Origin of the sequence: Streptomyces sp. Sge12 (assembly GCF_002080455.1) — a bacterium.
Lineage (GTDB): Bacteria > Actinomycetota > Actinomycetes > Streptomycetales > Streptomycetaceae > Streptomyces.
In genome coordinates, this window is sequence record NZ_CP020555.1 from 6,422,850 (window position 1) to 6,444,572 (window position 21,723).

At 70.2% G+C, this 21,723-nt stretch carries 26 protein-coding genes; 21 read left to right on the top strand and 5 right to left on the bottom strand.

The annotated features are described in order from the left end of the window. Window positions 1-149: 149 nt before the first annotated feature. From rpe to B6R96_RS28935, 5 genes are all read left to right on the top strand, one after another. A complete protein-coding gene (rpe, locus tag B6R96_RS28915) occupies window positions 150-836 on the top strand; it encodes a ribulose-phosphate 3-epimerase (RefSeq protein WP_030388457.1) in 687 nt (228 codons plus the stop codon). A 124-nt stretch (window positions 837-960) separates the two neighbouring features. Continuing rightward, window positions 961-1,974, top strand: a complete 1,014-nt coding sequence (locus B6R96_RS28920) for a sugar-binding transcriptional regulator (RefSeq protein ID WP_030388458.1) — start codon at window positions 961-963, stop codon at window positions 1,972-1,974. Between the two features lie 125 nt (window positions 1,975-2,099). Further along, on the top strand, window positions 2,100-2,321 hold the full coding sequence (locus B6R96_RS28925; RefSeq protein WP_030012151.1) for a CarD family transcriptional regulator: 222 nt from the start codon (window positions 2,100-2,102) through the stop codon (window positions 2,319-2,321). Window positions 2,322-2,370: 49 nt separating this feature from the next. After that, a complete protein-coding gene (locus B6R96_RS28930; RefSeq protein ID WP_081524050.1) occupies window positions 2,371-2,835 on the top strand; it encodes a ribonuclease domain-containing protein in 465 nt (154 codons plus the stop codon). After that, complete coding sequence (locus B6R96_RS28935) at window positions 2,832-3,332, top strand: barstar family protein (protein WP_081524051.1); 501 nt, start codon at window positions 2,832-2,834, stop codon at window positions 3,330-3,332. Before B6R96_RS28930 ends, B6R96_RS28935 begins: the two co-directional genes overlap by 4 nt. 81 nt (window positions 3,333-3,413) lie before the next feature. On the opposite strand, the gene B6R96_RS38835 is transcribed toward B6R96_RS28935, so the two are convergent. The 5 genes from B6R96_RS38835 to B6R96_RS28955 all read right to left on the bottom strand — a co-directional run bounded on the left by B6R96_RS38835 (window position 3,414) and on the right by B6R96_RS28955 (window position 6,881). After that, entirely contained in the window at window positions 3,414-3,890 is a 477-nt protein-coding gene (locus B6R96_RS38835; RefSeq protein WP_335755554.1) for a group II truncated hemoglobin, read from the bottom strand. Then, window positions 3,887-4,216 carry an antibiotic biosynthesis monooxygenase family protein gene (locus B6R96_RS38840; RefSeq protein ID WP_030388461.1) on the bottom strand — a complete coding sequence of 110 codons (330 nt, stop codon included), beginning with the start codon at window positions 4,214-4,216 and terminating at the stop codon, window positions 3,887-3,889. The genes B6R96_RS38835 and B6R96_RS38840 overlap by 4 nt, the downstream gene beginning before the upstream one ends. Window positions 4,217-4,289: 73 nt before the next feature. Next, window positions 4,290-4,799, bottom strand: coding sequence for a hypothetical protein (locus tag B6R96_RS28945; protein ID WP_081524052.1), 510 nt, complete (start codon window positions 4,797-4,799; stop codon window positions 4,290-4,292). Window positions 4,800-4,854: 55 nt separating this feature from the next. Next, window positions 4,855-6,618: an FAD-dependent oxidoreductase gene (locus B6R96_RS28950; RefSeq protein ID WP_081524053.1), complete on the bottom strand. Its 1,764-nt coding sequence runs from the start codon at window positions 6,616-6,618 to the stop codon at window positions 4,855-4,857. Then, complete coding sequence (locus B6R96_RS28955) at window positions 6,615-6,881, bottom strand: UBP-type zinc finger domain-containing protein (protein ID WP_078971906.1); 267 nt, start codon at window positions 6,879-6,881, stop codon at window positions 6,615-6,617. Before B6R96_RS28955 ends, B6R96_RS28950 begins: the two co-directional genes overlap by 4 nt. 302 nt (window positions 6,882-7,183) lie before the next feature. Between B6R96_RS28955 and B6R96_RS28960 the strand changes: the two genes are divergently transcribed. The 16 genes from B6R96_RS28960 (at window position 7,184) to B6R96_RS29035 (ending at window position 21,701) form a co-directional block, all read left to right on the top strand. Continuing rightward, on the top strand, window positions 7,184-8,008 hold the full coding sequence (locus B6R96_RS28960; RefSeq protein ID WP_053169639.1) for a type 1 glutamine amidotransferase domain-containing protein: 825 nt from the start codon (window positions 7,184-7,186) through the stop codon (window positions 8,006-8,008). 42 nt (window positions 8,009-8,050) lie between these two features. Next, entirely contained in the window at window positions 8,051-9,694 is a 1,644-nt protein-coding gene (locus B6R96_RS28965) for a thiamine pyrophosphate-binding protein (protein WP_081524054.1), read from the top strand. A 37-nt stretch (window positions 9,695-9,731) separates the two neighbouring features. Continuing rightward, the gene (locus tag B6R96_RS28970) at window positions 9,732-10,166 is read left to right on the top strand and encodes a nuclear transport factor 2 family protein (RefSeq protein WP_081524055.1); all 435 of its coding nucleotides are present in this window, start codon (window positions 9,732-9,734) and stop codon (window positions 10,164-10,166) included. A gap of 38 nt (window positions 10,167-10,204) precedes the next feature. Further along, a complete protein-coding gene (locus tag B6R96_RS28975) occupies window positions 10,205-10,660 on the top strand; it encodes a nuclear transport factor 2 family protein (protein WP_030388468.1) in 456 nt (151 codons plus the stop codon). Window positions 10,661-10,673: 13 nt separating this feature from the next. Further along, entirely contained in the window at window positions 10,674-11,057 is a 384-nt protein-coding gene (locus B6R96_RS28980) for a nuclear transport factor 2 family protein (protein ID WP_053169546.1), read from the top strand. Window positions 11,058-11,069: 12 nt separating this feature from the next. After that, a complete protein-coding gene (locus B6R96_RS28985) occupies window positions 11,070-12,683 on the top strand; it encodes a GMC family oxidoreductase (protein ID WP_081524056.1) in 1,614 nt (537 codons plus the stop codon). Further along, on the top strand, window positions 12,676-13,287 hold the full coding sequence (locus B6R96_RS28990) for a DJ-1/PfpI family protein (RefSeq protein WP_030388471.1): 612 nt from the start codon (window positions 12,676-12,678) through the stop codon (window positions 13,285-13,287). Before B6R96_RS28985 ends, B6R96_RS28990 begins: the two co-directional genes overlap by 8 nt. Continuing rightward, on the top strand, window positions 13,287-13,721 hold the full coding sequence (locus tag B6R96_RS28995; RefSeq protein WP_053169550.1) for a VOC family protein: 435 nt from the start codon (window positions 13,287-13,289) through the stop codon (window positions 13,719-13,721). The genes B6R96_RS28990 and B6R96_RS28995 overlap by 1 nt, the downstream gene beginning before the upstream one ends. Before the next feature lie 3 nt (window positions 13,722-13,724). Continuing rightward, window positions 13,725-15,548, top strand: coding sequence for an AGE family epimerase/isomerase (locus B6R96_RS29000; RefSeq protein ID WP_081524057.1), 1,824 nt, complete (start codon window positions 13,725-13,727; stop codon window positions 15,546-15,548). Window positions 15,549-15,585: 37 nt separating this feature from the next. Further along, the gene (locus B6R96_RS29005; RefSeq protein ID WP_030388474.1) at window positions 15,586-15,936 is read left to right on the top strand and encodes an STAS domain-containing protein; all 351 of its coding nucleotides are present in this window, start codon (window positions 15,586-15,588) and stop codon (window positions 15,934-15,936) included. Next, window positions 15,933-18,089, top strand: a complete 2,157-nt coding sequence (gene glgX / locus B6R96_RS29010) for a glycogen debranching protein GlgX (RefSeq protein ID WP_237291543.1) — start codon at window positions 15,933-15,935, stop codon at window positions 18,087-18,089. The genes B6R96_RS29005 and glgX overlap by 4 nt, the downstream gene beginning before the upstream one ends. A 16-nt stretch (window positions 18,090-18,105) precedes the next feature. Then, window positions 18,106-18,417 (top strand): STAS domain-containing protein, encoded by a 312-nt coding sequence (locus B6R96_RS29015; protein WP_030388476.1) that lies wholly within the window; start codon window positions 18,106-18,108, stop codon window positions 18,415-18,417. Further along, on the top strand, window positions 18,414-18,887 hold the full coding sequence (locus B6R96_RS29020; RefSeq protein ID WP_237291544.1) for an ATP-binding protein: 474 nt from the start codon (window positions 18,414-18,416) through the stop codon (window positions 18,885-18,887). The genes B6R96_RS29015 and B6R96_RS29020 overlap by 4 nt, the downstream gene beginning before the upstream one ends. Then, window positions 18,869-20,128, top strand: a complete 1,260-nt coding sequence (locus B6R96_RS29025) for a PP2C family protein-serine/threonine phosphatase (RefSeq protein WP_081524058.1) — start codon at window positions 18,869-18,871, stop codon at window positions 20,126-20,128. The genes B6R96_RS29020 and B6R96_RS29025 overlap by 19 nt, the downstream gene beginning before the upstream one ends. Further along, window positions 20,129-20,890 (top strand): MinD/ParA family ATP-binding protein, encoded by a 762-nt coding sequence (locus B6R96_RS29030; protein WP_081524059.1) that lies wholly within the window; start codon window positions 20,129-20,131, stop codon window positions 20,888-20,890. A 70-nt stretch (window positions 20,891-20,960) separates the two neighbouring features. Further along, window positions 20,961-21,701, top strand: a complete 741-nt coding sequence (locus tag B6R96_RS29035) for a type 1 glutamine amidotransferase domain-containing protein (protein ID WP_081524060.1) — start codon at window positions 20,961-20,963, stop codon at window positions 21,699-21,701. Window positions 21,702-21,723 lie beyond the last annotated feature (22 nt).

Consider the following 21,723-nt stretch of genomic DNA (forward strand, 5'->3'; position numbering starts at 1 on the left):
CCCGCACATCGCGCGGGGGCGTCGGGCCGGCGGTGGACCCCATCGATTCCGGGCCGGCGGCTCCCGTCCCCCGGGACGACCCCCGCCCGGCGCGGGGCGACTTGCGGGGTCGTGGCCGGAACTCGGTGGGGGCATGGCACGCTTGGGGCATGGCCGCGCAGATTTATCCCAGCATCCTGTCCGCCGACTTCGCCCGACTCGCCGAGGAGGCGAAGGCCGTCGAGGGAGCCGACTGGCTGCATGTCGACGTCATGGACAACCATTTCGTCCCGAATCTCACCCTCGGTATGCCGATCGTGGAATCCCTGAGCAGGGCCACCGACATCCCGCTGGACCTCCACCTCATGATCGAGAACCCGGACCGCTGGGCCCCGCAGTACGTGGAGGCCGGTGCGGGGTCGGTCACCTTCCACGCCGAGGCCGCCGCCGCGCCCGTGCGGCTCGCGCGGGAGATCCGGGCCAAGGGGGCGCGCGCCTCCATGGCGCTCAAGCCCGCGACGCCGATCGAGCAGTACGAGGACATCCTCCCCGAGCTCGACATGCTGCTGATCATGACGGTCGAGCCCGGTTTCGGCGGCCAGCCCTTTCTCGACATCATGCTGCCGAAGATCCGCCGCACCCGGGAGCTGATCGCCAAGCACGGTCTGGAGCTGTGGCTCCAGGTGGACGGCGGGGTCTCGGCCTCGACGATCGAGCGCTGCGCCGAGGCCGGCGCCGATGTCTTCGTGGCCGGCAGCGCCGTCTACGGAGCGGTCGATCCGGCCGCCGCCGTGCGCACGCTGCGTGAGCAGGCGGGTGCGGCGATCGCAGCGGCGCCCTGGGCTTGCGACCACTGAACCAAGCGTTGATGAACAGCTCGGTGAACGGGAGCTGTCCAGGCTGATCAACGGCCGTCGGATCTGACAGGATGAACGGCGAGTCGAGAGTGTGAACAGCAGTGAGGAGAGCGCGGTGTCTGCAATGTCGGCGGGACGGTCAGCCCTGCGGATGGGACCCGCGGAGCTGGTGCAGGCGGCGGCCATGGCGCGCCGCTTCTACCTGGAGGGCAAGTCCAAGATCCAGATCGCCGAGGAGTTCGGCGTGAGCCGCTTCAAGGTGGCCCGGGTCCTGGAGACCGCCCTGGAGCGTGACCTCGTACGCATCGAGATCCGGGTACCGGCCGAACTCGACGCGGAGCGGTCCGACGCGCTCAGAGCCCGGTACGGGCTCCGGCACGCCGTCGTCGTGGAGTCGCCCGCCGACGCCACCGAGGACGCGCCCGACCCGGAGAACCTGGGCGCGGTCGCCGCCGACCTGCTGGGCGAGCTCGTCAACGAGGGCGACGTACTGGGCCTGGCGTGGGGACGGTCGACCATCCACATGGCCGCCTCCCTGCACAGGCTGCCCCAGTGCACCGTGGTGCAGCTGACCGGTGTGTACGACGCGGGCACCGCCGAGCGCGGCTCGGTCGAGGCCGTCCGCCGGGCCGCGCAGGTCTCCGGTGGCGACGCGCACCCGATCTACGCGCCGATGCTGCTGCCCGATCCGGCCACCGCGGCCGCGCTGCGCAGCCAGACCGGTATCGCACGCGCCTTCGAGTACTTCGACAAGGTGACGGTCGCGGCCGTCTCCATCGGCTCCTGGGAGCCGGGCATCTCGACCGTCCACGACATGCTCACGGACGAGGAGCGGGCCCACTACGCCTCGCTGGGCGTCGCGGCCGAGATGTCGGCCCACCTCTTCGACGCCGAGGGGCGGCGGGTCGGCCGGGACCTCGGCGAACGGTGCATCACGGTCGAGGCGGACCGGCTGCGGCGGATCCCCGAGGTCGTGGCGATCGCGGGCGGGCTGCGTAAGGCCTCCGCGATCGGGGCCGTGCTGAGGTCGGGTCTGGTGACCAGCCTCGTCACGGACACGGCGGTCGCCGACTACCTGCTCACCGAGTCGGCCCCAGGGCTGCGGCCGGCCCTGGACCGCGCCGACCCGGACGACTGATACGGCCTGACCGGCCATGACGGGCCCCGGCGGCCCTTCCGGTGCCGCCGCCGGTGCGGATGGTGCTGGAATTGAGATCGGAACGGCGGACCGCGCGGCGGCCTGCGGGGCGCATACTGGTTCCAATGACAAAGTCAGCAGTACCTCGCCGCCATTTGCCGTCCAGCCCGTTCAAGGCCCCCGTGGAACAGCCCATCCGGCAGTTCAACGTCGGCGACCGGGTTACTCACGATGAGCACGGCCTCGGCCGTGTCGTCGGAATCGAGGAGGGGATCGCTGTTCTCGTCGACTTCGGTTCGGTCCAGAAGCGAATCCTGAGTCCCTACACCAAGATGGCCGCCCTCTGAGGCGACCGGGCGATTCGCGAGCGAATCGGATATTTGGCACGATCGGTGCATGATCTTTCGGAACGTGCCCCGATCGTTGCTGCGTTTGCTGGGGGCGTTGTTCCTCTGTGCCGCGCTGGTCGGTGCGGTGGGCTGTGGCGGGCAGAAGGCCGCGCCCGCGCCTGCTGATGCCGCCAGCGCCAGTGGCAGTGCTCGTACTGATGCCCGTGCCACTGCCGTCCCCGGGTGGGCGACGGGGATGGCCACCGTACGGGCCGACGGGCTGCCGCAGCAGGCCCGGGACGTGCTCGCGCTCATCGACAAGGGCGGGCCGTACCCCTACCGGCAGGACGGCACGGTCTTCGGGAACTTCGAGAAGGCCCTGCCCGCGCACAAACGTGGCTACTACCACGAGTACACCGTGCGTACGCCGGGGGAGCGGGACCGCGGGGCCCGGCGGATCGTGACGGGCGAGGGTGGGGAGTTCTTCTACACGGACGACCACTACGAGACCTTCAAGGCGGTTCTGCGATGAGCCTGGACCCGCAGCCGCTCGCCCCGGCGCTCGAAGCCGCCGAAGCCGCGGGATGGACGACCGTACGGCTGGACCTGGACGGGGTACGCGGCAAGGCCGAGCTGATGCGGCGGTGCGGGGGTGCCCTGCGGCTGCCGGAGTGGGTCGGCGGGAACTGGGACGCGCTGGCCGATGCGCTGCGGGACCTGTCGTGGCTGCCGGTGCCGCGTGGTGCCGGTGCCGGTGCCGGTGCGGGCGGGGGCGGGGATGGGGATGGGGGGTGGCTGGTGGCGGTGACGTCGTGGCGGGGGTACGCGGCGGCCCGGCCGGGCGAGTGGGAGACGCTGGTCGAGGTGCTGGAGGAAGCCGTGGACTTCTGGCGGGGGCGGGGTCCTGGCGGGCCGGAGCTGGTGGTGGTGCTGGCCGATGCCGATGCCGATGCCGATGCCGATGCAGGGTCCGGGCCGGTTGCCGGGGCTCCGCCCCGGACCCCGCGCCTCAAACGCCGGCGAGGCTGAAAGTGCGCCTCAAGCGCCGGCGAGGCTGAAAGTGCGCCTCAAGCGCCGGCGAGGCTGACGGACGGGGCTCCGCTCCCGGGGTCAGGTTTGGGGGGTGGGTGGGGTCCAGGGTGGGGTTTGGCCCCAGGACCAGATCGGGATCTTGGCCGCGTCGACCGGGGGCGGGTTGGGGCCCGAGTAGATCAGGGCCATGCGGGTGCCCCACTCGATGTAGTAGGCGAACACCCCGCGGAATTCGGGGTCCGTCGGGAGGCCGACCTCGTCGGCCGTGTCCATCAGCAGGTCGACCCAGCGGCGGCGCTGCTTCTCGGTGATCGCTCGGCCCAGGTGCTTGGTGGCCATGTGCTGGTGGCCGCCGTGGTGGGCGGTGTAGTCCGAGGGGCCGCCGAAGACCTCCGACAGCCAGACCGCGACGTGCTGCGGGTGCTCCGAGTCCATGCCCGCGAAGACCGGGGCCAGGATCTCGTCCTGGAGGGCGTGCGTGTAGAAGGCGTCCGTGAGGCGGTTCATCGCCTCCGCTCCGCCCATCCACTCGTAGATGGTGGGTGTGGTGCTCATCGTTCTGCGGCGGCCTTTCCCGTGCCGACGACGCCCGTCACGAGGTAGTGCTGCATCTCCTCGATGGCGGTCACGTAGGGGCGGATCGCGTTGAAGAAGGCGGGGAACTGCGCTCCCTTGCGGAACCCGCCCAGGTGGTCCTCGATCGAGGTCCAGCGGATCCGGAGGATGTAGCGCTCCTTCTCCTCCTCGCAGCGGGCCAGCTCGTAGTCGATGCATTCCGGCGAGGCGGCCAGGGACTCGGCGGCCCGGGCGTAGGCGTCCTCGAAGGCCGGTTGGTCGTCCAATGCGATCCGGTAGCGGATGTATTCGACGGTCGTGGTCATGGGTGCGTGCCTCTCCCTGGGTGTAGGTCGTCGCCAGCCTTACGCGATCACGTGCCGCCGTGGGCCGGATTCGTCATTCGGACCCGGACTTCATGGAGTCGGTGCTCCCCGCGACGTCGGGGCCCTGGGAGCGGACCTGCCGGACCTTGTCCAGGGAGTCGCGCAGCTCCGTCAGCCATTCGTCCGTGTTGCGCCCGACGAGCCGGACGCACCAGGCGAGGGCGTCGGCCCGGCTGCGGGCCACGCCGCCGGCGACCAGGGTGTCGAGGACCTGGCGTTCGGACTGGCGCAGGCGGGTCATCACCGGGACGGCGAGGTGGGTGAAGAGCGTCGTCTCCTCGCCCGCCCGCACGCCCCAGGCGACCTTCCTGCGGTAGAGGGACTCGGCCTCGCGGGCCACCTCCATGCGCTGTTCGCGGGTGCGTTCGCGGAACTCCTTGACCGACTCGGTCGCCGGTATGACACCGACGACCGTGATCTCCTCGCGGTCGACGACGACGGAGTCGAGGGACGCGTAGACGTCGACCGGCAGGCGTTCGGCGAACCAGGTGCGGAGCTGTTCGCTCTGTTCGGCTGTAATCATGTAATCAACGTTGCATCCGTTGCGGCCTTGATCGCAAGGCCCGCGGCGTTCGCTCTCAGCCCATCGAGCGGTAGCGGTGGATGAGGGAGACGGCCATCGCCCCCTCGCCCACGCCCGAGGCGACCCGCTTCACCGAGTGGGCGCGGACGTCGCCCGCCGCGAAGACGCCGGGGACGCTCGTCTCCAGGGGGTACGGGGCGCGCTCCAGGCTCCATTCGGCCGGGAGCTCGCCGCCGTTCGAGATCAGGTCCGAGCCCGTGAGGACGAAGCCGTACTCGTCGCGCTCCACCACGCCCGCGAGCCAGTCGGTGTGCGGGCGGGCGCCGATGAAGGTGAACATGAAGCGGGCCGGGACCTCGCTGTCCGTGCCGGTGTCCGCGTCGTGGAGGGTGAGGCGCTCCAGGTGCTCCTCGCCGTCCAGCCGGACCACGGTCGTGCGCACCTTGACCTCGATGTTCGGGGTGCGGTCGATCTCGTCGATCAGATAGCGGGACATGCTCGCGTCCAGGGAGGCCGCGCGGACCAGGATCGTCACGCGGGCGGCGTACTTGGCGAAGTGCACCGCGGCCTGACCCGCGGAGTTGGCCCCGCCGACGATGAACACGTGCTGCGAGATGCAGGCCGAGCTCTCCGTGGTGGCCGCGCCGTAGTAGAGGCCCGCCCCCTCGAAGCGGTCCGCGCCGGGGGCGTCGAGGCGGTTGTACGAGACCCCGGTGGCCAGGAGCACCGTCTCGGCGGAGATCTCCGTGCCGTCCGCCAGGGTGAGGATCTTCGCCGGGTCGTCCCGGGTCAGCGAGACCACTTCCACCGGGTGCAGGATCTCGGCGCCGAACCGGGAGGCCTGGATGGTGGCCCGGCGGGTCAGGTCGCCGCCCGAGAGGCCCGAGGGGAAGCCGAGGTAGTTCTCGATCAGGCTGGAGGTGCCGGCCTGGCCGCCCGGGGCGCGGGAGTCCAGCATCAGGGTCGACAGGCCCTCCGAGGCCGAGTAGACGCCCGCCGCCAGGCCCGCCGGGCCCGCGCCGACGATGACGCACTCGTAGTGCGGGCGGGAGGCGGTGGTGGCCAGGCCCAGGCGCTGGGCGAGCTGGGTGTCGGTCGGGGCGGAGAGCACCGACCCGTCGGGGAAGCGGACGAGGGGGAGTGCGCCTTCGGGCTGGGCGGCGATCAGGGTCAGCGCCTCCGGGTCCCGCTCGACGTTGAGGAAGCGGAACGGCTGGCCGTTGCGGGTGAAGAAGTCCCGGACGGCGTGGGTGCCGGGGGAGACCAGGTGCCCGGCGACGATGATCCCGTCGTACGCCGGCCGGTAGGTGGCCAGCCAGTCCGACAGCAGGTCGTCGAGGACCGGGAAGAGCCGCTCGTGCGGCGGGTCCCACGGCTTGAGCAGGTAGTAGTCCAGCCGGACCCGGTTGATGGCGGTGATCGCCGCGTCGGTCTCCGCGTAGGCCGTCAGCAGGACCCGGCGGGCGTCCGGGAAGCGGCTGACCGCCTCCAGCAGGAACTCGACGCCGGTCACGTCCGGCATGCGCTGGTCCACGAGGAACAGCGCCGGGTCGTGGCCGCGTTCGTCCAGGGAGTCCAGGATCTTCAGGGCGTCGGCGGCCGAGGAGGCGCCGAGCACCCGGTAGCGGTCGCCGTAGGCGCTGCGCAGGTCGCGGCGGACGGCGCGCAGCACCTGGGGGTCGTCGTCCACGGCGAGGATGACGGGCTTCCTGTGCTCGGCGCGTTCGGCGGCCGAGGCGGCCGAGGCGGCCGCGGTGGCCGTGGTGGTGGCGGTGGTCGCCGAGGCGGTGGCGGCGGAACTCTCCGGGGCCGCGCTCATGCCGGGTCCAGCATCAGCTGGTCGGCGTAGCACCAGGCCCAGTCCTCACCGGGCTCGTGGGAGGCCGCGATGGCGTGCTCGGTGCTCCGGTAGTGCCGGGTGGCGTGACGGTTCCTCGACGAGTCGCAGCATCCGACGTGCCCGCAGCTGAGGCACATCCGCAGGTGCACCCAGGTGTCGCCGGCGACGAGGCACTCCTCGCAGCCCACCGCCGTGGGTTTCACCGGACGTATCTGATCGATGTGTGTGCACAACAGGTCCATCGCCATCGTCCCCGTCCCTCTCCTCGTGCTCCTGCACGTTCGGCAACGCATCAACACGGCCCGCACGCCCGCGATTCACGGCGCGTCCAGACCATAGGGCGGGGCCCCCGCAATGGTTCATCGAATCGGCCGAAGTCAGGTAGTCCTGAAGCTACTTCCTGACCTCCGCGGACGACTTCCTGAGGTGCCGCCACGACCTGGCCCGCTACCTCACGAAGTCGCACACCAGCGCTTTGACGAAGCCCCTGGGCGCGGCCAGTGTGGGGGACGCCAACGACAACAGGCGGCGCCTGGAGGAATACGTGAGCAGAAAGATTCTGGTCATTGTCTCCGAACATGGTTACTGGGCCGAGGAACTGATAGGCCCGGTATCGAAGTTCGACGAGCGGGGCTACGAGGTCATATTCGCCACGCCGACCGGAAAGCGTGCACACGCTCTTCCGCCGAGCCTCGACGCGAACTACATCGACCCGCCGCTGGGACGCTCCGTCACCACCGAGGAGAACGCCCGGCTGGGGCGGGAGTTCGAGCAGTCGAGCCGGCTGGACTCGCCGCTCGACATCGAGGCCTGGGTCCCCGAGCGGCCGTACACGAGCGACGAGGGCTACCTGCCCAAGCTGGAGCAGTACCACCGTGATCTCGACAAACTCGACGCGGACATCGCCGGGTACGACGCGATCCTCATCGTCGGCGGCAGCGGCCCGATCGCCGACCTCGCCAACAACGAGCGCGTGCACGCCCTGATCCTGGCCTTCCGGAAGGCCGGCAAGGTCGTCGCCGCCGAGTGCTACGGCGTCGCCTGCCTGGCCTTCGCCCGCGACTGGGGCGACCGCAGGAGCATCATCTGGGGCAAGCACGTGACCGGCCACTGCAAGGAATACGACTACAAGGACGGCACCGGATTCCTCGGCACCGATTTCAACATGGGGCCGCCGCCGTATCCGCTGGAGTACATCCTGCGCGACGCGACGGGCCCGCGCGGCGCCTACCACGGGAATTTCGGCAAGCCGGTCTCGGTCATCGTCGACTTCCCCTTCGTCACCGGACGTTCCACCCCCGACTCCTATCTCACGGGGCAGAAGATCGTGGAAGTCCTGGAGGACGGCCTCACCCGATACGGCTGGTAGTCCCGGAAACCGCCGGGAAATCGGAGAGTCGAGGGGGAATTCATGGAAGCCACTCCCGGACGGGAAAGGCTGATCGAGCAGTTCAAGGCCGACGGTCTGCATGTGATGTTCGGAAATCCGGGGACGGTGGAACAGGGATTCCTCGACGCGGTGGACGCGGCGGAGGACTTCACCTACGTCCTCGCCCTCCAGGAGACCGTGGCCGCCGGCATCGCCGACGGGTACGCCCGGGCGACCGGCGGCGCGGCCCTGCTCCAACTGCACTCCGGGGTCGGCCTGGGCAACGGCATCGGCATGCTCTACCAGTCGCTGCGCGGCCACACCCCGCTCGTCGTGGTCGCCGGTGACGCAGGGGTGCGCTACGACGCCATGGACGCGCAGATGGCGTCCGATCTGGTCGCGATGGCGAAGCCGGTCACCAAGTACGCGACCCGGGTCACCGACCCGCGGTCCCTGCTGCGCACCGTCCGGCGGGCCGTGAAGATCGCGCTCACCCCGCCCCGCGGGCCCGTGTTCGTCGCCCTGCCCATGGACGTGCTGGACGAGCTCAACTCCGAGCCCGTGCTGCCCGCCACGCGGGTGCTCACCGACGTGGCGCCCTCGCCGGCCTCGGTGGGGCGGGCGGCCGAGCTGCTCGCCGCGGCCGAGCGGCCGATCGTCCTCGTCGGCGACGGGGTCGCGCTCTCCGGCGCCCAGAACGAGCTCGCCGCCGTCGCCGAACTGCTGGGCGCCGACGTGTACGAGGTCGACTCCTCCGAGGTGAACATCGCGGCCTCGCACCCGCTGCGGCGCGGCCAGACCGGGCACATGTTCGGCCCGCACAGCAAGGAGCTGGTGGGGGACGCCGACGGGGTCCTGATCGTCGGAACCTATGTCTTCCCGGAGGTCTTCCCGGAGCTGGAGAGCCCCTTCCGGGCGGGTGCGAAGGTCGTCCACATCGACCTCAACGCCTACGAGATCGCCAAGAACCATCCGGTGGACCTGGGCCTGGCCGCGGACCCTCGGCAGGCGCTGCGCGCGCTGGCCGGCGTACTGGAGCAGCGACTGGGCCCGCAGCAGCGGGCCGCGGCGGCCGCCCGGCTCGACGTACGGACCCGAGAGCGGGTCCGCCAGGTGCGCGGGTCCTCGGCCGCGGACGACGGCACGCCGATGGCCGTCTTCCTCAGGACCCTGGCCGAGCGCACCGGCGGGGACCTGATCGTCTTCGACGAGGCGCTGACCACCTCACCGCTCGTCACCCGGTACCTGCCGGCCGAGCGCCCCGGCGACTACCACCTCACCCGGGGCGGTTCGCTCGGCGTCGGCTTCCCGGGCGCGGTCGGGGCCAAGCTGGCCCGGCCGGAGCGGCTCGTGGTGGGCTTCGCGGGCGACGGCGGGTCCATGTACACCTACCAGGCGCTGTGGACGGCGGCCCGGCACGGCATCGACGCCAAGTTCGTGGTGTGCAACAACCGCAAGTACCGGCTGCTGGACGACAACATCGCCCAGTACTGGCGGGAGCGGGACATCCCGGAGCACGGCTTCCCGGGCTCCTTCGACCTCTCCCACCCCGAGATCGACTTCGCCGGACTGGCCCGGTCGCTCGGCGCCGGCGGGATGCGCGTGGAGAAGCCGGACGAGGCGGTCGCCGCCGTGGGCCGGATGCTGTCCCACCCCGGCCCCTTCCTCGTGGACATCCAGATCTGACCAGAGCACTCACGCAGCACGGACAGGAGGAGACCGCATGCCCGCCGAGCGGCAGTTGACCGAGGACGCGATCCGCAGTTTCGCCGAGAACTGGTACGTGGCGCTGGACCAGCACCTGGGCCTGGCCGACGTGCTCGCCCTGATCACCGAGGACCTGGAGTTCAAGGTCCCCGAGGACACCTTCCTCGGGCACGAGGGCTTCGGCCGCTGGTACGCGGCCGTCACCCACCGCTTCTTCGACGAGGTCCACACCGTCACGAAGGTGGAGCCCGTCATCGAGGGCGACCGGGCGGTCGTCCGGGTCCTCGTCAACTGGCAGGCCAGGATCTGGGACCCGCCGGCCGCCCGCAGCGTGTGGCTCGGCTTCGACGCCGACCAGACCTGGACCGTCGTCGCCGGTCCCGACGGACCGCTGATCAAGCAGTACACCGTCAACGACCTGGCCCCGATGCCCGGTTCCGCCTCGCTCTGAGCGCAGCGCCGGCGAAGGAGAGAGCGGGAGAAGAGACGATGACCGAAGTGACACGGGAGCGGGTCCACGCGGCCTACGCGGCCCTCGGCTCCGGCGACCGGGCGCGCATCCTCCAGTACTACTCCGAGGACCTGCGCTGGCTGGTGCCGGGCAACCATCCGCTGGCCGGCTGGTACGAGAGCCTGGACGCCTTCCTGGAGCTGATGGGGCAGACCCACAAGCTCACGGGCGGCACCTTCCGGATGGACATCCAGGCGGTCCTCGTCGGCGAGGACTGCAGCGCCGACGTGTGCCGCAACGTGGCCCTGCGGGACGGCGCGGACGAGGCGAGCGGGTCCCCGTACGAGCGGATGGACTACCCGGTCTTCCACTTCATGCGCTGGCAGGGCGGCCGGATCGTCGAGGGCCGCGACGGGCTCTTCGGGGACTCGGCGACCGCCTTCAGCCAGTTCTGGGCGCCGTTCGCGCCGGACGGAACCCGCAGGGACCGATAGGGGGACGAGCACGATGGACCGACACGAGAGCCACACCGAGATCCTGCGCAAGTACTACGAGTACGCCAACGCCGGGGACTGGGACCGCTGGTGCGACCTGTTCGCCGACGACCAGGTGATGGACGAGCAGCTCGCCGGCCACATCGAGGGCCTGGACGTCCTGCGCTCGATGATGAAGGGCATGGGGACCATGTACCGGGTCTTCCGCAACGAGCCCGTCCACTTCGTCGTCGACGGCGAGAAGGCCGCCGCCGTCTCCCACCTGACGGCGGTCAGCGCCTCCGGCGAGCCCATCGAGGCCGAGGTCATGAACTTCTTCCGGATCGTCGACGGAAAGATCGCCTACATGGCCAACTACCACGACACGGTCCCCTTCCAGGTGCTGGGCCAGGACTGAGGGGGTGCGGTCATGGCCGGAGAACAGGCAGAGGAATACGACTACGTGATCGTGGGATCGGGCACCGCCGGCAGCGTCCTCGCGGACCGGCTCTCCGAGGACCCGGACGTCCGCGTCCTCGTCCTCGAGGCGGGCGGCCCCCGCATCCCGCCCGAGGTGGACGACCCGTCCTCCTGGTACAAGCTCCTCGGCGGTCCGGTGGACTGGGGCTACACCAGCACCCCGCAGCCCGGACTCGACGGCCGCCGTACCTACGAACCGCGCGGCAAGGCCCCCGGCGGCAGCAGCAACCTCTACATCATGATGCACATCCGGGGCCACGCCTCGGACTTCGACAACTGGGCCTACCAGGGCGCCGCCGGCTGGTCGTACGAGGACGTGCTCCCCTACTTCGCCCTGCTGGAGGGCCAGGAGGACGCCACCGCCACCACCACGGGCACCCGCGGCCCGCAGCGGATCACCAACGCCGGGCTGCACGGGCCCAACCCGGTCTCCCGCGCCTTCATCGACGCGGCCGTCGAGCTGGGCCACCAGGAGATCGCCGACTTCAACACCGACGGTCCCCGGCGCGGCCTCTTCGGTACCGGCTGGCACCACATCGACGTGGCCGACGGCCGCCGCCAGGGCGTCCTCGCCGCCTACCTGGAGCCGGCGCTGCGGCGCCGCAACCTGACCCTGCGCACCCACGCGCAGAGCACCCGGCTGCTCTTCGACGGGGACACCTGCACGGGCGTCGAGTACGTCCAGCTCCGGGCCCCGGCCGAGATCCCGGGCCGGACCGTCCGGGACGGCCACAGCAGTCCCGCGCAACCCGGGCTGCACACCGTACGGGCCCGCCGCGAGGTGATCGTGGCGGCCGGGGCGATCGAGTCCCCGAAGCTGCTGCTGCTCTCCGGCATCGGCCGTCCCGAGCAGTTGCGCGAGCACGGCATCGAGGTCACCGCGGCCCTGCCCGGGGTCGGCGAGAACTTCCACAACCACGTCCTGACCGGACTGATGGCCGAGGTCACCCAGGAGCTCCCGCCGCCGGCGCAGAACCTGTCGGAGAGCGCTCTATTCCTGTCCTCGCAGCCCGGGCTGCCCGCCCCCGACCTGCAGATCGCCTTCGTCCACGTGCCCTTCGACGTGATCGTCGGCCAGGACCACCCGCACACGGTGTCCATCCTGCCCGGAGTCGTACGGCCCGTCTCGCGCGGCTGGATCAAGCTGGCCAGCGCCGACCCGCTGGCCCACCCGCTGATCAACCCGAACTACCTGGGCGACCGGTGGGACCTGGAACGGATGGTGCAGGGCGTCAAGGTCGCCCGGGAGATCTTCGCGACCTCCGCCTTCTCCCCCTGGTACAAGCAGGAGCTGCAGCCCGGCCCGGGCTACGTGAGCGACGACGACCTGCGGACCTTCGTGAAGCAGAAGTCGGAGAGCTACCACCACCAGGCCGGCTCCTGCCGGATGGGCATCGACGACTTCTCCGTCGTCGACCCCGAGCTGCGGGTGCACGGCGTACGGAACCTGCGCGTGGTCGACGCGAGCGTGATGCCCGCGGTCCCGTCCGGCAACTGCCACACCGCCATCGCGATGATCGCCGAGCGCGCGGCGGACTTCCTGAAGGGGGCCTCCCGTGTCTGACGCGGTCCTGCGCGACGGCGCACTGTCCGGGACCCGGATCGCGGTCCTGGTCGAGAGCGACTACTACGAGCCGGAGATCTTCTACTACCAGCGCCGCTTCGCGGAGGAGGGCGCCGAGGTCGACTTCCTGACCCGGCTGTGGGGCAACGACTCCATCACCTTCACCGGGCACGAGTACCGGGCGCCCTTCACCGCCACGCAGTCCCTGGAGGGGCTGAGCGACGAGGAGCTGCGCCGCTACGCGGCGATCATCGTGCCCTCCGGCATGGTGGCCGACCGGCTGCGCTACACCGAGGACGTGGACGTCCTCGCCCCGGCGACCGAGCTGCTGCGCCGGGCCTTCGCGGAACCGACGGTGCTCAAGGGGATCATCTGCCACGGCATGTGGCTGGCCTCCTCGATCCCGGACCGGATCCGCGGCCGCAAGGTCGTCTGCCACAACAACCTCATCGGCGACGTGCGGAACATGGGCGGCGAGTACGTCGACGAGGACGTGGTGGTCGACGGTGACCTGGTCACCGGCCGCACCGGGGCCCACCACCACCTCTTCGCCCGCCGGATCATCGAACTGATCGCGGCGGGCCGGGGCCGGGGAGCCGGCTGATGGCCGGGCTGCGCTGGTCCCACGTAGGACTGAACTGCACGGACCAGAAGACCACCGAGGAGTTCTACACCCGGTACTTCGGCTTCGCCCGCGCCCGGGTGGTCGATCTCGGGGAGGCGCAGATCGTGTTCCTGCGCAAGGGGGACGCGTACCTGGAGCTCTTCGCGGCCGGCGGCACCGAACCGGCGCGTGCGGCGCACGACGACGGTCCGCAGGCCCCCGGCCGGATGCGCCACCTGGCCTTCCAGACCGACAGCGTGGACGCGTTCCTGGCATCGCTCGGCGACGCGGCGGAAGTGACCCTGGGGCCACTGGACTTCGACGACTTCATCTGCGGCTGGCGGACCGTGTGGGTCCGCGATCCCGACGGGGTCATCGTCGAGGTCAGCCAGGGGTACGAGGACGACGGCTCTCACGACAAGGACGGTGCGTGACCCATGGCTGACGCCGTGACCTTCTCCTTCTCCGACACGATCGCGGGATACGTCACCCGCTTCGACTCCGGGACCCGGCTGCTGGGGCTGAAGACCTCCGACGGGCGCGAGTTCGACATCTCGCTCGCCACGGGCCCCAGCGCCGAGCTGGTGCGCAACCTGGACGAGCCCTACATCGACGCCTCCGGGCACATCGACGAGATGCTCTCGCCGGGCCGCTTCCTCTTCGTCCACGGGGTCCACTACCCGGAGCGCGGCGGCAGCTTCGACGCCAAGCGCCTGGTCTTCCTGGGCCGCGGGGCGGAGGACTACCGCTTCGAGGAGCCCAGCTGGTGGATCAAGCAGATCGAGTCCCTGGCCGACTTCTACAAGCGGGCCCAGTTCGGCGACGGGCCGGTGGACTTCACCGAGTACCGCACCGAGATCCGGCTCGGCGGTGACAAGACCGCCAGCCACGTCCAGGAGACCGACACGATCTCCCGGCTGGTCTACGGCATGGCCTCGGCCTACCTGCTGACCGGCAAGGACGAGTACCTGGAGATCGCCGAGCGCGGTACCGAGTACCTGCGCAAGCACATGCGGGTCGTGGACAGCGAGGAGGACGTGGTCTTCTGGTACCACGGCATCAGCGTCGACGGGGACAGCGAGCGCAAGCTGTTCACCTCGGAGTTCTCCGACGACTACGACGCGATCCCGATGTACGAGCAGATCTACGCGCTGGCCGGCCCCATCCAGACCTACCGGGTCACCGGCGACATCCGGATCAAGAACGACGCGGACGCCACCATCCGCCTGTTCGACAAGTTCTTCTTCGACCCGGAACAGGGCGGCTACTACTCGCACATCGACCCGATCCTCTTCAGCGCCGACCACGAGTCCCTCGGGGAGAACGCCGAGCGCAAGAACTGGAACTCGGTCGGCGACCACGCGCCGGCGTACCTGATCAACCTGTACCTGGCGACCGGCGACCAGAAGTACGCCGACTTCCTCGAGTACACCTTCGACACCATCGCGGACAAGTTCCCGGACTACAAGAACAGCCCCTTCGTCCAGGAGCGCTTCTTCCGCGACTGGTCGCACGACACCGCGCACAGCTGGCAGCAGAACCGTGCGGTGGTCGGCCACAACCTGAAGATCGCCTGGAACCTGATGCGGATGAACTCGCTGAAGGCCAAGCCGGAGTACGAGCAGCTCGCCAAGAAGATCGGCGAGATCATGCCGGCGGTCGGCAGCGACGTGCAGCGCGGCGGCTGGTACGACGTCGTCGAGCGGATCAAGGAGGGCGGCCAGGAGGCGCACCGCTTCGCCTGGCACGACCGCAAGGCCTGGTGGCAGCAGGAGCAGGCGATCCTCGCCTACCTCATCCTCAACGGCACGGTCGGCGGCGAGGCGAACCTGCGCGAGGCCCGGCAGGCCCAGGCCTTCTACAACACCTTCTTCCTCGACCACGACGAGGGAGCCGTCTACTTCAACGTCCTCGCCAGCGGTACGCCGTACCTGCTCGGCACCGAGCGGCTCAAGGGCAGCCACTCGATGTCCATGTACCACTCGGCGGAGCTCTGCTACCTCTCCGCCGTCTACAACAACCTGCTCATCAACGGCCGGGAGATGGACTTCCACTTCCAGCCGGCCCCGACCGACCTGCCCGACCGCGTCCTGCGCGTCTCGCCCGACCTGCTTCCCGCCGGCTCGGTGCGGATCGCGTCCGTCGACATCGACGAGAAGCCGTACACCGACTTCGACGCCGATGCCCTCACCGTGCGGCTGCCCGACGTCCAGGGCCGCGTGAAGGTCAAGGTCCGGCTGCGTCCGGTCGCCAAGAAGTAGCGCTCAACGGGGGGCGCCCCAACCAGAGGGGAACGCAATGACTCTCAACGTCAAGGAACGCCGGAACAAGACGGGCACCGTGCTCGTCGCCACCGGTGAGATCAACAGCGAGACATCCGGAGCACTGCTCCAGGCCCTGCTGCCGCTGGTCCGCGAGGGCAAGCCGCTGCGGATCGACCTCACGGCCGTCACCTACGTCTCCAGCGCGGGCCTGCGCACCCTGCTCGTCGTCTACCGCGAGGCGCAGCATGCCGGCGTCGCGGTCACCCTGTACGGGGTCAGCGAGGAAGTCCGGTTCGTCATGTCGGCCACCGGATTCCTCGACTTCTTCGAGACCGGTGAGGCCGTCGCGGCGGCCGCCAAGGCCAAGGCCAAGGCAGCGCGATGACCGAGACCCGGTCCGAGCAGGTGCTGCGCGTCGACGCGTACCCGACCCACGAGGTGGGCGGGTACCGCGTCCGGGCGGGCAAGCCGTTCCCCTTCGGGGCCAACGTGGTCCCCGGCGGGGTCAGCTTCTCCGTCTTCTCCGACCAGGCGACCAGCATGACGCTGGTCATCTACCAGCGCGGAGAAGCCGACCCCATGGCCGAACTGGAGTTCCCCGAGGAATTCCGCACCGGCAGCGTCTTCGCCATGACCGTCTTCGGCCTCGACCACGAGAACATCGAGTACGGGTACCGGGCCGACGGCCCCTACGACCCGGTCACCGGCCACCGCTTCGACGCCCGCCAGGTGCTCTCCGACCCGTACGCCCGGCTGATCGCCGGCCGTGACGTGTGGGGCGTGGAGCCCGACCGCAGCCGCGGCTACCAGTACCGCTCGCGCGTCTGCCTCCAGGACTTCGACTGGGGCGACGACACCCCGCTGGGCATCCCCGCCGAGGACCTCGTCGTGTACGAGACCCACGTGCGCGGCTTCACCCGGCACCCCTCCTCGCAGGTCACCGCACCCGGCACCTTCGCGGGGCTGCGCGAGAAGATCCCGTACCTGAAGGAACTCGGGATCAACTGCATCGAGCTGCTCCCGGTGTTCGAGTTCGACGAGAGCGACAACCCGCGCACCAACCCGGAGACGGGCGAGCAGCTCTTCGACTACTGGGGCTACAACACCGTCTCGTTCTTCGCGCCCAAGGCCGGCTACGCGGCCACCGGACGCTACGGCATGCAGGGCGACGAGTTCCGCACCCTGATCAAGGACCTGCACGCGGCCGGCATCGAGGTCATCCTCGACGTCGTCTTCAACCACACCGCCGAGGGCAACGAGCAGGGCCCGACGATCTCCTTCAAGGGGCTCGACAACGCCACGTACTACATGCTCACGCCCGAGGGGTACTACTTCAACTTCAGCGGCACGGGCAACACCGTCAACTGCAACCACCCCGTCGTGCGCAACTACGTGCTCGACTGCCTGCGCCACTGGGTCGCCGACTACCACATCGACGGCTTCCGCTTCGACCTCGCCGCGATCCTCGGCCGGGCCCTGGACGGCACACCGCTGCCCAACCCGCCGCTGCTGGAACTGCTCGCCTACGACCCGGTGCTGCGGCACACCAAGCTCATCGCCGAGGCCTGGGACGCCGGCGGCCTCTACGAGGTCGGCAACTTCCCGGCCTACGGCCGCTGGGCCGAGTGGAACGGCAAGTACCGCGACACCGTACGCCGCTGGCTCAAGGGCGACTCCGGGGTCACCGGCGAGCTCGCCACCCGCATCGCCGGATCCCCCGACCTCTACTCCAGCCGCGGCACCGCGGCCTCGGTCAACTTCCTGACCGCGCACGACGGCTTCACCCTCGCCGACCTGGTCTCCTACAACGACAAGCACAACGGGGCCAACGGCGAGAACAACAACGACGGTGCCAACGACAACAACAGCTGGAACTGCGGGGCCGAGGGGCCGACCCAGGACCCCGCGATCAACGCGCTGCGCACCCGGCAGATGAAGAACGCCCTCGCCATCCTCTTCACCAGCCAGGGCATCCCGATGCTGCTGGCCGGGGACGAGGTCGCGCGGAGCCAGCAGGGCAACAACAACACGTACTGCCAGGACAACGAGCTCTCCTGGTTCGACTGGGACCAGGTCGACGACAACGCCGAACTGCTCCGGTTCACCCGGGAGATGATCGCCTTCCGGGGGCGCCACCGCGAGCTGCGCTCCACCGCCCACCCCACCGGGCAGGTCCGGGAGCACCTCGGCCTGCCGGACATCAGCTGGCACGGGGAGCGGGCCTGGCAGCCCGACTGGTCCGACGGGAGCCGCCTGCTGGCGGTGGCCCGCTGCGGCACCGGGGACGACGACGTGGTGTACGTGGCCATGAACTCCCACTGGGAGTCGCACGACCTGGAACTGCCCGCCCTGCCGGGAGGCCGGAGCTGGCACCTGTTCGCCGACACCGGGGCCGCGGCACCGCACGACATCCGCACCCCGGGCACCGAGCAGGAACTGGACAACGCCGGGAAGTACCTGATCGGCCCGCGCTCGGTCGTGATCCTGGTGGGCCGCACCAACGACCCCGGCGATCGCGACGACCTCGACACGCCCTGACCGAAGGAGACCAGACATGCCGCTTTCCGTGTCCCTGAGCATCGAGGGCGACACCACCGTGATCGAGCTGACGGGCGAGCTGGACGCCAAGACCGCCCCGGACTTCCACCGGACCATCGAGAAGGCCGCCGGCCACGGCACGCACACCGTGGAGATCAGGATGGCCGGCGTCGGCTACATGGCCAGCGCCGGACTGCGCTCCCTGGTCTTCGCCCAGCAGAAGGTCGCGAACGACGTCACCATCAAGGTGGTCGGTGCCATCGAGCCCGTGTCCCGGACCATCCGGACCGCAGGGCTCGACCGCAGCATCGTTCTCTCCGATGAGTGACCACCGTGACTGACATGGTCGAACGGGCGAGGACCTCCCGCGTGCTGGACGTGCCCGCCACGGTGGCGGCACTGGGTTCCATCGCCTCGTTCGTCCTGCGGCTGGCCGGAGCGGCGGGCCTGGACAAGGGCGCCACCTACCGGCTCCGGCTGGCCGTTGACGAACTGGCCACGAACGTCGTGATGCACGGGTACCGGGGCGGCGACGGACGGATCACCGTCCGCGGCCGCTCCGGCCCGGACGGGGTGCAGATCGTCATCGAGGACTCCGCGCCCCCCTTCGACCCCGTCGAAGGCCGCCTGCCGCCCGCCCCCGGGGTTCCCCCGCAGGACCGGCGGATCGGCGGCCTCGGCATCCACCTGGCGCTGACCAGCGTGGACGAGTTCGGCTACGCGCACAGGGACGGCCGCAACATCAGCACGCTGACTGTGAAGGCTGAGGGGACGGACCGATGCCCTCCACGACCGTGATCATCCTCGACGCGTCCCCGCCACCACCGCAGGAACTGCTCGACGCCCTGCGGACGATGGACGCGTCGCTCGTCACCCGCACGCTGAAGGAGCTGCGCGAAGGCCCGCTGGAACTGCTGCCCGTCGCGGACGTGCTGCTCGCCCCGGCGGAGTCCGACGGGGCGGCGATACGGATGGCCGTACGCCGGCTGCGCCGCTGGGCGGGAGCCCCCATCGTGGTCGTCTGGACCGTTGCGGAGTTCGCCGCCCTGGAGGAACACGTCCGGATCGGGCACGACTACCTCGTACCCCCCTTCCTGCCCGCCCTCGTCGGAGCCCGGCTGCACAGCTGCTCGGAGCGCGCCGGACTCGGCCGCACCCTGCGGGAGGCCGATGCCCGCGCCGAACTCATGGGCTACGAGAAGGAGCTGGAGATCGGCCGGGAGATCCAGGCGGGCTTCCTGCCCGAATCGATGCCCGTGCCCGACGGCTGGGAGATCGACGTGCGGTTCCGTCCCGCCCGGCAGGTCGCGGGGGACTTCTACGACGTCTTCGAGATCTCCCGCGGCCGCCGTCTCGCCGTCGTCGTCGCCGACGTCTGTGACAAGGGGGTCGGAGCCGCGCTGTTCATGGCGCTCATCCGCTCCCTGCTGCGGCACACCGCCCAGAACAGCGGCCTGCAGCACCTGGTCGCCGCCGGCCGCGCCGGAGGCAGCCGGCGGATCCCGGTCGTCGGCGCCACCCCGCTGCTCAACGCGGTCACCGCCACGAACGGCTACCTCACCCGCAACCACCTGCGCCAGGGCTACTTCGCCACCCTGTTCTTCGGGGTGCTCGACCCGCTCACCGGCAGCCTCGTCTACATCAACGGCGGCCACAACCCGCCCCTGCTGCTGCCCGCCGACGGCAGCCCGCCCGTCGCACTCGATGTCACGGGACCCGCCGTCGGCGTCCTGCCCGACTGCGTCTACACGCTCGGCTACGCCCAGCTCGACCCGGGCGACACCCTGTTCGCCTTCACCGACGGGGTCCCCGAGGCCCGCTGCCCGGACGGGCGCTTCCTCGGCGACGACCGGATGCTGGAACTGCTCGCCGGGCCACCGTCCAGCGGCAAGGACCTGGTCGACCTGATGGACCTGGCGGTGCGCGAGCACACCGGCGCCGCCGAACAGCACGACGACGTCACCATGCTGGCCCTGCACCGGCCACGCGCGGCGCGGGGGCCGCACGTGGACGGCGCCGGCACCAGGGTGGTGGCGTAGATGACCCGCACCATCGTCGTGCACTCGCACCGCGGTGGGACGGGCAAGTCCTCGGTACTGGCGAACCTCGCGCTGCTCATCGCGGCCGGGGGGCGCCGGGTGGGGGTGGTCGACACCGATATCCAGTCACCCACCCTGGACCTGCTGTTCCGCCTGGGCCCCGGCGCCTCCCTGACCGACTACCTGCTCGGCCGCTGCGAGATCGAGGCCACCGCCCAGCAGGTGGGCGGCCGTTTCGGGGTGGGACACGAGGGGCTGTACGTCGTACCGGCCCGGACCGGCACGGCGGCGCTGCGCGAGATCATGGCCGTGGGCTACGACGTGGGGCTGCTGCCGGAGGGCTTCGAACGGCTGGCCGCCCACCACGCCCTCGACGTGCTGCTGCTCGACACCCACGCCGGGCTGAACAACGAGTCGGTGATCGCCATGGCGAGTGCCGACGTACTGATGATCATGGCGCGGGCCGACCGGATCGACCTCTCCGGGGTCGAGGAGACCATCGCCCTCGCCGGGCGCCTGACCTGCCGCCGGACCCTGGTGCTGAGCATGGCCCCCGAAGGCATCGACCGTCAGGAGGCCCGGCGGCGCACCGAGGCGGTCTACGGGGCGCCGCTGGCCGGAATCCTTCCGTACTCCCCGGAAATGGCCGCCCTGTACGGGGAACGCATATTTGCAGAAGCCCACCCCGACCACCCACTGGTCGGTGAATTCCGCACCATCATCGCGGCGTTGGACGCACGTGACGAAGTATCACGGGCCTGACGCCACCCCCCTTACGCCCCCCGCGGGTGGCGTGTTGAATCGGCAGCGAATCCAGAACAAGGAGAGAATCATGAAGATTCTCGTCGTCATGACGGCCAAAGCCACACTGCATCTGCTCGACGGCGAACAGCACCCCTCGGGATTCTGGGCCGAGGAATTCGTCGTGCCCTTCACGCTCTTCAAAGCGGCCGGACACGACGTGGACGTCGCGACGATCGGGGGCAGGGCGCCGACGGTCGACCGGACGAGCATCGACCCGCAGTTCCTCCAGTGGGTCCGCCCCCAGGGTTCCCCCGACGAGGATGCGGCCAACGCCGCCGAGTACGTCCGCGTCATCGAGAACACCCCCCAGCTGAGGGCCCCCCTCGCCCTGGAGGGCCTCACCGAGAAGGACATCGCCGACTACGACGGCGTCTACGTCAGCGGCGGCCACGGCGCCATCGGCGACCTGCCCAAGTCCGACGAACTCGCCCAGATCCTGCGCTGGGTCATCGCCCAGGACAAACCGCTCGCCACCGTCTGCCACGGCCACACCTCGCTGCTCGCCCTGCGCGACGGCGAAGGCCGCTGGCCCTTCGAGGGCTACCGGATGACGGCCTTCTCGCACAACGAGGAACTGGTCACCAACATGGCCGGCCGGCTCCCGCTGATCCTCGAGGCCGAACTCACCCGGCTCGGCGCCCGCTACGAGAAGGCCGAAGCGATCTGGGACTCGCACGTGGTCGTCGACCGCAGGCTGACGACCGGCCAGAACCCCTACTCCTCCAAGGCCCTCGCCGAGACCTTCCTGACGCAGCTTGCGAAGGTCTAGTACCCCCGCACCCGACACCGGA

What these genes read in the sequence shown, in the direction of transcription:
- B6R96_RS29030 (WP_081524059.1), top strand. Translation starts at nt 20,129, where the DNA reads ATGACCCGCACCATCGTCGTGCACTCGCACCGCGGTGGGACGGGCAAG.
- B6R96_RS28975 (WP_030388468.1), top strand. Translation starts at nt 10,205, where the DNA reads ATGACCGAAGTGACACGGGAGCGGGTCCACGCGGCCTACGCGGCCCTC.
- B6R96_RS38840 (WP_030388461.1), bottom strand. Translation starts at nt 4,216, where the DNA reads ATGACCACGACCGTCGAATACATCCGCTACCGGATCGCATTGGACGAC.
- glgX (WP_237291543.1), top strand. Translation starts at nt 15,933, where the DNA reads ATGACCGAGACCCGGTCCGAGCAGGTGCTGCGCGTCGACGCGTACCCG.
- B6R96_RS28995 (WP_053169550.1), top strand. Translation starts at nt 13,287, where the DNA reads ATGGCCGGGCTGCGCTGGTCCCACGTAGGACTGAACTGCACGGACCAG.
- B6R96_RS28965 (WP_081524054.1), top strand. Translation starts at nt 8,051, where the DNA reads ATGGAAGCCACTCCCGGACGGGAAAGGCTGATCGAGCAGTTCAAGGCC.
- B6R96_RS28980 (WP_053169546.1), top strand. Translation starts at nt 10,674, where the DNA reads ATGGACCGACACGAGAGCCACACCGAGATCCTGCGCAAGTACTACGAG.
- B6R96_RS28955 (WP_078971906.1), bottom strand. Translation starts at nt 6,881, where the DNA reads ATGGACCTGTTGTGCACACACATCGATCAGATACGTCCGGTGAAACCC.
- B6R96_RS38835 (WP_335755554.1), bottom strand. Translation starts at nt 3,890, where the DNA reads ATGAGCACCACACCCACCATCTACGAGTGGATGGGCGGAGCGGAGGCG.
- B6R96_RS28930 (WP_081524050.1), top strand. Translation starts at nt 2,371, where the DNA reads ATGATCTTTCGGAACGTGCCCCGATCGTTGCTGCGTTTGCTGGGGGCG.
- B6R96_RS29035 (WP_081524060.1), top strand. Translation starts at nt 20,961, where the DNA reads ATGAAGATTCTCGTCGTCATGACGGCCAAAGCCACACTGCATCTGCTC.
- B6R96_RS29005 (WP_030388474.1), top strand. Translation starts at nt 15,586, where the DNA reads ATGACTCTCAACGTCAAGGAACGCCGGAACAAGACGGGCACCGTGCTC.
- B6R96_RS28970 (WP_081524055.1), top strand. Translation starts at nt 9,732, where the DNA reads ATGCCCGCCGAGCGGCAGTTGACCGAGGACGCGATCCGCAGTTTCGCC.
- B6R96_RS28925 (WP_030012151.1), top strand. Translation starts at nt 2,100, where the DNA reads ATGACAAAGTCAGCAGTACCTCGCCGCCATTTGCCGTCCAGCCCGTTC.
- B6R96_RS28950 (WP_081524053.1), bottom strand. Translation starts at nt 6,618, where the DNA reads ATGAGCGCGGCCCCGGAGAGTTCCGCCGCCACCGCCTCGGCGACCACC.
- rpe (WP_030388457.1), top strand. Translation starts at nt 150, where the DNA reads ATGGCCGCGCAGATTTATCCCAGCATCCTGTCCGCCGACTTCGCCCGA.
- B6R96_RS29025 (WP_081524058.1), top strand. Translation starts at nt 18,869, where the DNA reads ATGCCCTCCACGACCGTGATCATCCTCGACGCGTCCCCGCCACCACCG.
- B6R96_RS28935 (WP_081524051.1), top strand. Translation starts at nt 2,832, where the DNA reads ATGAGCCTGGACCCGCAGCCGCTCGCCCCGGCGCTCGAAGCCGCCGAA.
- B6R96_RS29015 (WP_030388476.1), top strand. Translation starts at nt 18,106, where the DNA reads ATGCCGCTTTCCGTGTCCCTGAGCATCGAGGGCGACACCACCGTGATC.
- B6R96_RS28945 (WP_081524052.1), bottom strand. Translation starts at nt 4,799, where the DNA reads ATGATTACAGCCGAACAGAGCGAACAGCTCCGCACCTGGTTCGCCGAA.
- B6R96_RS28920 (WP_030388458.1), top strand. Translation starts at nt 961, where the DNA reads ATGTCGGCGGGACGGTCAGCCCTGCGGATGGGACCCGCGGAGCTGGTG.
- B6R96_RS29000 (WP_081524057.1), top strand. Translation starts at nt 13,725, where the DNA reads ATGGCTGACGCCGTGACCTTCTCCTTCTCCGACACGATCGCGGGATAC.
- B6R96_RS28985 (WP_081524056.1), top strand. Translation starts at nt 11,070, where the DNA reads ATGGCCGGAGAACAGGCAGAGGAATACGACTACGTGATCGTGGGATCG.